The organism is Dietzia sp. SYD-A1, from assembly GCF_015356725.1.
Classification (GTDB): Bacteria; Actinomycetota; Actinomycetes; order Mycobacteriales; family Mycobacteriaceae; genus Dietzia.
In genome coordinates, this window is the sequence record NZ_JADDKI010000252.1 from 1 (window position 1) to 5673 (window position 5673).

General features: G+C 70.6%; 5 protein-coding genes. All 5 read right to left on the bottom strand.

Annotated features, from left to right (window positions below):
- Window positions 1–830: metallophosphoesterase (locus tag IY392_RS11055; protein ID WP_194861233.1), on the bottom strand; the 830-nt coding region annotated here is incomplete at its 3' end.
- The gene (locus tag IY392_RS11060) at window positions 827–2221 is read right to left on the bottom strand and encodes an MATE family efflux transporter (RefSeq protein ID WP_309234157.1); all 1395 of its coding nucleotides are present in this window, start codon (window positions 2219–2221) and stop codon (window positions 827–829) included. The genes IY392_RS11055 and IY392_RS11060, both read right to left, overlap by 4 nt.
- Complete coding sequence (locus tag IY392_RS11065; protein WP_182627878.1) at window positions 2205–3179, bottom strand: bifunctional oligoribonuclease/PAP phosphatase NrnA; 975 nt, start codon at window positions 3177–3179, stop codon at window positions 2205–2207. Before IY392_RS11065 ends, IY392_RS11060 begins: the two co-directional genes overlap by 17 nt.
- Window positions 3176–3637 (bottom strand): 30S ribosome-binding factor RbfA, encoded by a 462-nt coding sequence (gene rbfA / locus IY392_RS11070; protein ID WP_107756612.1) that lies wholly within the window; start codon window positions 3635–3637, stop codon window positions 3176–3178. The genes IY392_RS11065 and rbfA overlap by 4 nt, the downstream gene beginning before the upstream one ends.
- Window positions 3638–3749: 112 nt before the next feature.
- Window positions 3750–5673 (bottom strand): translation initiation factor IF-2 (infB, locus tag IY392_RS11075; RefSeq protein WP_194861234.1); only part of this gene is annotated, 1924 nt, incomplete at its 5' end.

Genomic DNA, 5673 nt, shown 5'->3' on the forward strand with positions numbered 1-5673 from the left:
GGGCCCGGGAGGATCGGGCGGGCCAGTGGGTCGGGCCGGCCACGGGCCGCCCACTCACGCGGGTATCCCAGTGAGACCTCCTCGAAGCGCACCGAGTCGTGGACGGTGCTGCGCGGGATGTGCAGGTGCCCGTAGACACACGCCGAGGCCCGATAGCGACGGTGCCAGTCCGCGGTTTGTCCGGTGCCGCACCACAGCGCGAAATCCGGATGGCGCAGGACCTCCGTCGGGGCGCGCAGCAGTGGCCAGTGGTTCACCAGCACGGTGGGGTGCGCCGGGTCCAGAGCCGCCAGTCTGGTCGTCGTGGCCACCAGCCGAGCGACACACCAGGCGGCGACATCCGGGTACGGGGCCGGATCGATGAGGAACTCGTCCGACGCCACCACCCGTCGTTCCCGGGCGTCCTGGAGAGCCGATTCGCGCGACTGGCCGGGGAGGCGGGTCCACGAGTAGTCGTAGAGCAGGAACATCGGCACGACCCACGCGGGTCCCCCCGGGCCGGTCCACAGCGGGTAGGGGTCCTCGGGGGTGTCGACACCGATCGAACGGCAGGCGGAGACCAGCCTGTCGTATTTCGCGGTGGAGCTGATCCCGTCGTCGTCGGAGCCGATCCACAACTCGTGGTTGCCCGGCACCCAGATCACACGCTCGAACCGGTCCGCGAGAGTGTGAAGTGCGCCGATCACGTGGTCGGTCTTCTCCGCCACGTCTCCGGCCACGATCAACCAGTCCCCCGGGTGGGTCGGCCGGATGTCGTCGAGGACGCCGGCGTTGCCGCGGTGGCCGACGTGCAGGTCGGACACCGCGCGCAGGCTCGGGCCACGGGTCATGCCCTGGTCCCCTCGGACGGCCGACCGGCAGGAGTCCGCGCTCCCAGGACCAGCCAGCGGTCACCGCGGACCCGAGCGGCGACCGCGATGAGTCGCATCGCCACGAACACGCCCATCCCCCACCAGATACCCGCGAGCCCCCAGCCGAAGTGTCTCGTGGCCAGGAGGACGGGCAGGAAGCCGCACAGGGCGGCGATCACGGTGCTGGTGCGGAGGTACGCGGCGTCACCGGCGCCCAGGAGGACGCCGTCGAGCCCGAACACCAGGGCGGCGGGGATCACCACGAGGGCCATGCCGGTCAACGCCACGACGAGTCGGCCGGCGACCTCCGCGTCTCCCGACAGGAGGGTCGACATCGGGTCGCGGAAGAGCACCGTGATCACGGCGAGCCCGACACCGAGCCCCACCGACCACACGACCACCGCGCGGGCCAGGGCGCGGCTCTCGGAGGCCAGGCCGGCGCCCAGCGCCGCACCGACGAGGGACTGTGCCGCGATCGCGACCGAGTCGAGCACGAGGGTGTACAGGGCCCAGAGCTGCTGCGCGAGGTGATGCGCGGCGAGCGAGTCGACGCCCGCGGCCGCGGCGGCGGTGGTGGCCACGGCGAAGGTCACCTGGAAGGACGCGGTACGGATGACCAGGTTGACTCCCAGACGGAGCTGCTCGACGATCACGCTCCACCGAGCACGCAGCGATCCACTGTGCTCGCCCGCCAGGGCGCCGAGGAATCCCCCGGCCATGATCATCTGGCCCGCCAGGTTGGCCCACGCACTGCCCACCAGTCCCAGCGCGGGCGCGGGTCCCAGACCGGGCACCAGCACCACGCAGCCGATCGTGGAGACACCTATCCCCACGGCCACCAGGACGAGAGGCGTCCTGACGCGCTGGACTCCCCGCATCCACCCGTGCCCGGCGGACGCGACCAGGATGCACGGGATACCCCACACCGCCACCCTCAGCCAGTCCGCGGCGCCGGCCGCCACCTCGGCGTCGGCCGCGAGCACGCGCGTCAGCGGTCCGAGAAACGTGTGGACGCCCGCCACCACGACCGCACCGACCGACAGCGCGATCCAGGTGGCCTGGACCCCTTCCGCCACCGCGTCCGCACGCCGTCCGGCTCCGTGGAGTCGGGCGGCCCGGGCCGTCGTCCCGTACGAGAGGAAGTTCATCTGGGTGCCGAGCACCAACAACACCAGCGCGCCGACACCCAGCGCGGCGAGGTCCTCGGGACCCTGCCGGCCCACGACGATGCCGTCGACGAGCAGGTAGATCGGTTCGGCCGCCAGCACCGGGAGGACCGGTAGTGCGATCGACCACAGGCGGCGTCCGAGATCCCCCACGCCCATCTCCGGGGCGGTGGGCCGAGGCCCCGGGTCAGACGAGGAGCTCACGGAGCCTCGCCGTGACGCGTGCGGCGTCTCCGCGCACGGTGCACCCGGCCGCAGCGGGGTGCCCTCCCCCGCCGAGCGCCGAGGCGACGGCCGAGACATCGATACTGTCGCCGCGACCGGGACGGGAACGCAGTGATACCGCGCACTCTCCCGGGCGGATCTCCTTGACGAGAACCGCGACCTGCGCCTCCCTCACCCCCTGGAGGTGGGACACGAGCGACTCGACGTCCGCCTCGTCCGCCGACGCCACGACCTCGTGGGGAACCGTCAGCCAGACCACCCCCCGTCCCCCGACCGCGCCGGGGTCCAGGCGAGCCGTGCTCAGCAGTTCCCCCAGCACTCGGAGCCAGGGGAAGGAATGCGCGTCGAGCAGAGCGAATCCCACCGCTCTGGCCTCCGCACCCGCGGCGAGCAGTCGCCGGGCCGTGTCGTGCGACCCCGCGCCACCCCACCGGAAGGACCCGGTGTCGGTGACGAGACCGGCGTAGAGGCTCGTCGCGAGCTCGGGGTCGACCGGATAGCGACCGGCCTCGAGTACATCGAGGACCATACTCGCGGTGGAGGCCGCCCCGGGATCCAGGAACAGGTGCGTCCCGAAGCCGGGGTTGGAACGGTGATGGTCCACCACCAGTACCTCGGACGCCGATCGGGCCAGCCGATCCCAGTCGCCCACCCGGTCCGGGCTGGCGCAGTCCAGAGCCACCACCAGGCCGTCGTGTTCCGGCACCTCGTCGATCGAGACCACACGGTCCGTGCCCGGGATGACCCGGAGCGGATCCGGGACCGCCCCGGGGTCGAACGAGTGGTGGACCACGACGCCGTCCGCACGCAGTGCCCGGGCGAGACCCGCGGAACTGCCGAGGGCGTCGGCGTCGGGGCGGACGTGGCACAGCACGGTCACCTCGCGGTGCCGGGCCAGGACGCTCGCCGCGCCGGCCGCGTCCACCAGGGTGATCACCGGTCGTCGCCCTCCGGTCGCTCCTCCTCGTCGTCTCTCCGGTAGGGGTCCTCGTCCCCGGCGGGACGTGCGCCCTGCGCCACGCGACGGACCTCCTCGTCCTGCGCCCGTGCCCGGGCGAGCAACTCCTCCATCTGTCGCGCGGCGTCCGGCACGGAGTCCAGGACGAACGTCAACTCGGGGGTGAACTTCACCCCGGTCTGCTTGCCGACCATCGTCCGGAGGCGACCCCGCGCCGTGGCCAGCGCGTCCTCCGCGGCCTCGATGTCCGGGTCCTCGTCCAGCGTCTCGCCCCGGACCGTGTAGTAGAGGGTGGCCACCCGCAGATCCGCGGTGATCCGGGAGTCCGTGATGGTGACGTACTCCAGACGCGGGTCCTTGATCTCGTGTTCGATCGCCGTGGCGACGATCTCCCCGATCCGCTTGCCGAGCCGTCCGGCCCGTCCCTTTCCGGCCATGGCGATCCTCCTTGACGTGATGCGGCCGCCGGGCGGCCGTTCGATTCCCAGAATGCCGTGGGGGCAGGCCCGCAGACCACGGAACCTGCCCCCAGGGGTGTCGCCGGCGACGTCAGTCGCGCGGCTTCTCGACGAGCTCGTAGGTCTCGATGACGTCGCCGATCTTGATGTCGGAGTACGTCACGGTGAGGCCACACTCGAAGCCCTCCCGGACCTCGGTCACGTCGTCCTTCTCGCGGCGCAGCGAGGACACGCTCATCTCCTCGACGACGACCTTGCCGTCGCGGATGAGGCGGGCCTTGGCGTTGCGGCGGATGATCCCGTCGAGGACCATGCAGCCCGCGATGTTGCCGAGCTTGGAGGAGCGGAACAGCTGGCGGATCTCCGCCTGGCCGAGCTTCTTCTCCTCGTAGATCGGCTTGAGCATGCCCTTGAGCGCGCTCTCGATCTCGTCGATCGCCTGGTAGATGATCGAGTAGTACCGGATGTCGACGCCCTCGCGGTTGGCCAACTCGGTCGACTTGCCCTCCGCGCGGACGTTGAACCCGATGATGACGGCGTCGGATGCGGCAGCCAGGTTGACGTTGGTCTCGGTGACAGCACCGACACCGCGGTCGATGACCCGCAACTGCACCTCGTCGTCGATCTCGATTCCCATGAGGGCCTCTTCGAGGGCCTCGACCGTACCGGAGTTGTCGCCCTTGATGATGAGGTTGAGCTGGCTCGTCTCCTTGAGATGCGAGTCCAGGTCCTCCAGGCTGATCCGGCGGCGGGACCGAGCGGCGAGCGCGTTGCGCTTGCGCGCGTTCCGCTTGTCGGCGATCTGCCGGGCGGTGCGGTCCTCGTCGACCACCATGAGGGTGTCACCCGCTCCACACACGCTGGTCAGACCGATCACCTGGACCGGACGTGAGGGGGTCGCCTCCTCGACGTCCTCCCCGTGCTCGTCGACCATGCGGCGGACCCGCCCGTACGCGTCGCCCGCGACGATCGAGTCACCGACCCTGAGCGTTCCGCGCTGGATGAGCACCGTCGCGACCGGGCCGCGTCCGCGGTCGAGGTGCGCCTCGATGGCCACACCCTGCGCGTCCATGTCCGGGTTGGCGCGCAGGTCGAGGGACGCGTCCGCGGTGAGGACGACGGCCTCGAGCAGCGAATCGATGTTGAGTCCCTGCTTCGCCGAGATGTCGACGAACATCGTGTCGCCGCCGTACTCCTCCGGCACGAGCCCGTACTCGGTCATCTGGCCGCGGATCTTGTCAGGCTGCGCGCCCTCCTTGTCGATCTTGTTGACCGCCACGACGATCGGCACGTCGGCCGCTTGCGCGTGGTTGATCGCCTCGACCGTCTGCGGCATCACACCGTCGTCCGCCGCGACCACGATGATCGCGATGTCCGTCGACTTGGCGCCGCGGGCGCGCATGGCGGTGAACGCCTCGTGACCCGGGGTGTCGATGAAGGTGATCGTCCGGTCGACGTCGTCGACCGGAACGGTGACCTGGTACGCGCCGATGTGCTGGGTGATCCCACCGGCCTCGCCCTCGCCGACCTTCGCCGACCGGATGCTGTCGAGCAACCGGGTCTTGCCGTGGTCGACGTGTCCCATGACGGTGACGACCGCGGGACGGATCTCGAGATCGTCCTCGCCGCCCTCGTCCTCACCGAACGACAGATCGAACGAGTCGAGCAGTTCGCGGTCCTCGTCCTCCGGACTGACGACCTGGACCTTGAAACCCATCTCCTCGCCGAGGAGCTGCAGGGTCTCCGGAGTGACGGACTGCGTGGCGGTGACCATCTCACCCAGATTGAACAACGCCTGGACCAGCTGCGACGGGTTGACATCGATCTTGTCCGCGAAGTCGCTCAGCGACGCACCCTGCGCCAGCCGCAGGACCTGCCCACGACCGTCGGGGAGCCGGACGCCGCCGACCTCGGGGGCCCGCATCGAGTCATATTCCTGACGCTTCTGACGCTTGGACTTGCGGCCCCGGCGCGGGGCGCCACCGGGACGACCGAACGCACCCGCCGCACCACTG

Bases quoted from the DNA above. Each gene is read 5' to 3' on its own strand.
- rbfA (WP_107756612.1), bottom strand. From the start codon at position 3,637: ATGGCCGGAAAGGGACGGGCCGGACGGCTCGGCAAGCGGATCGGGGAG.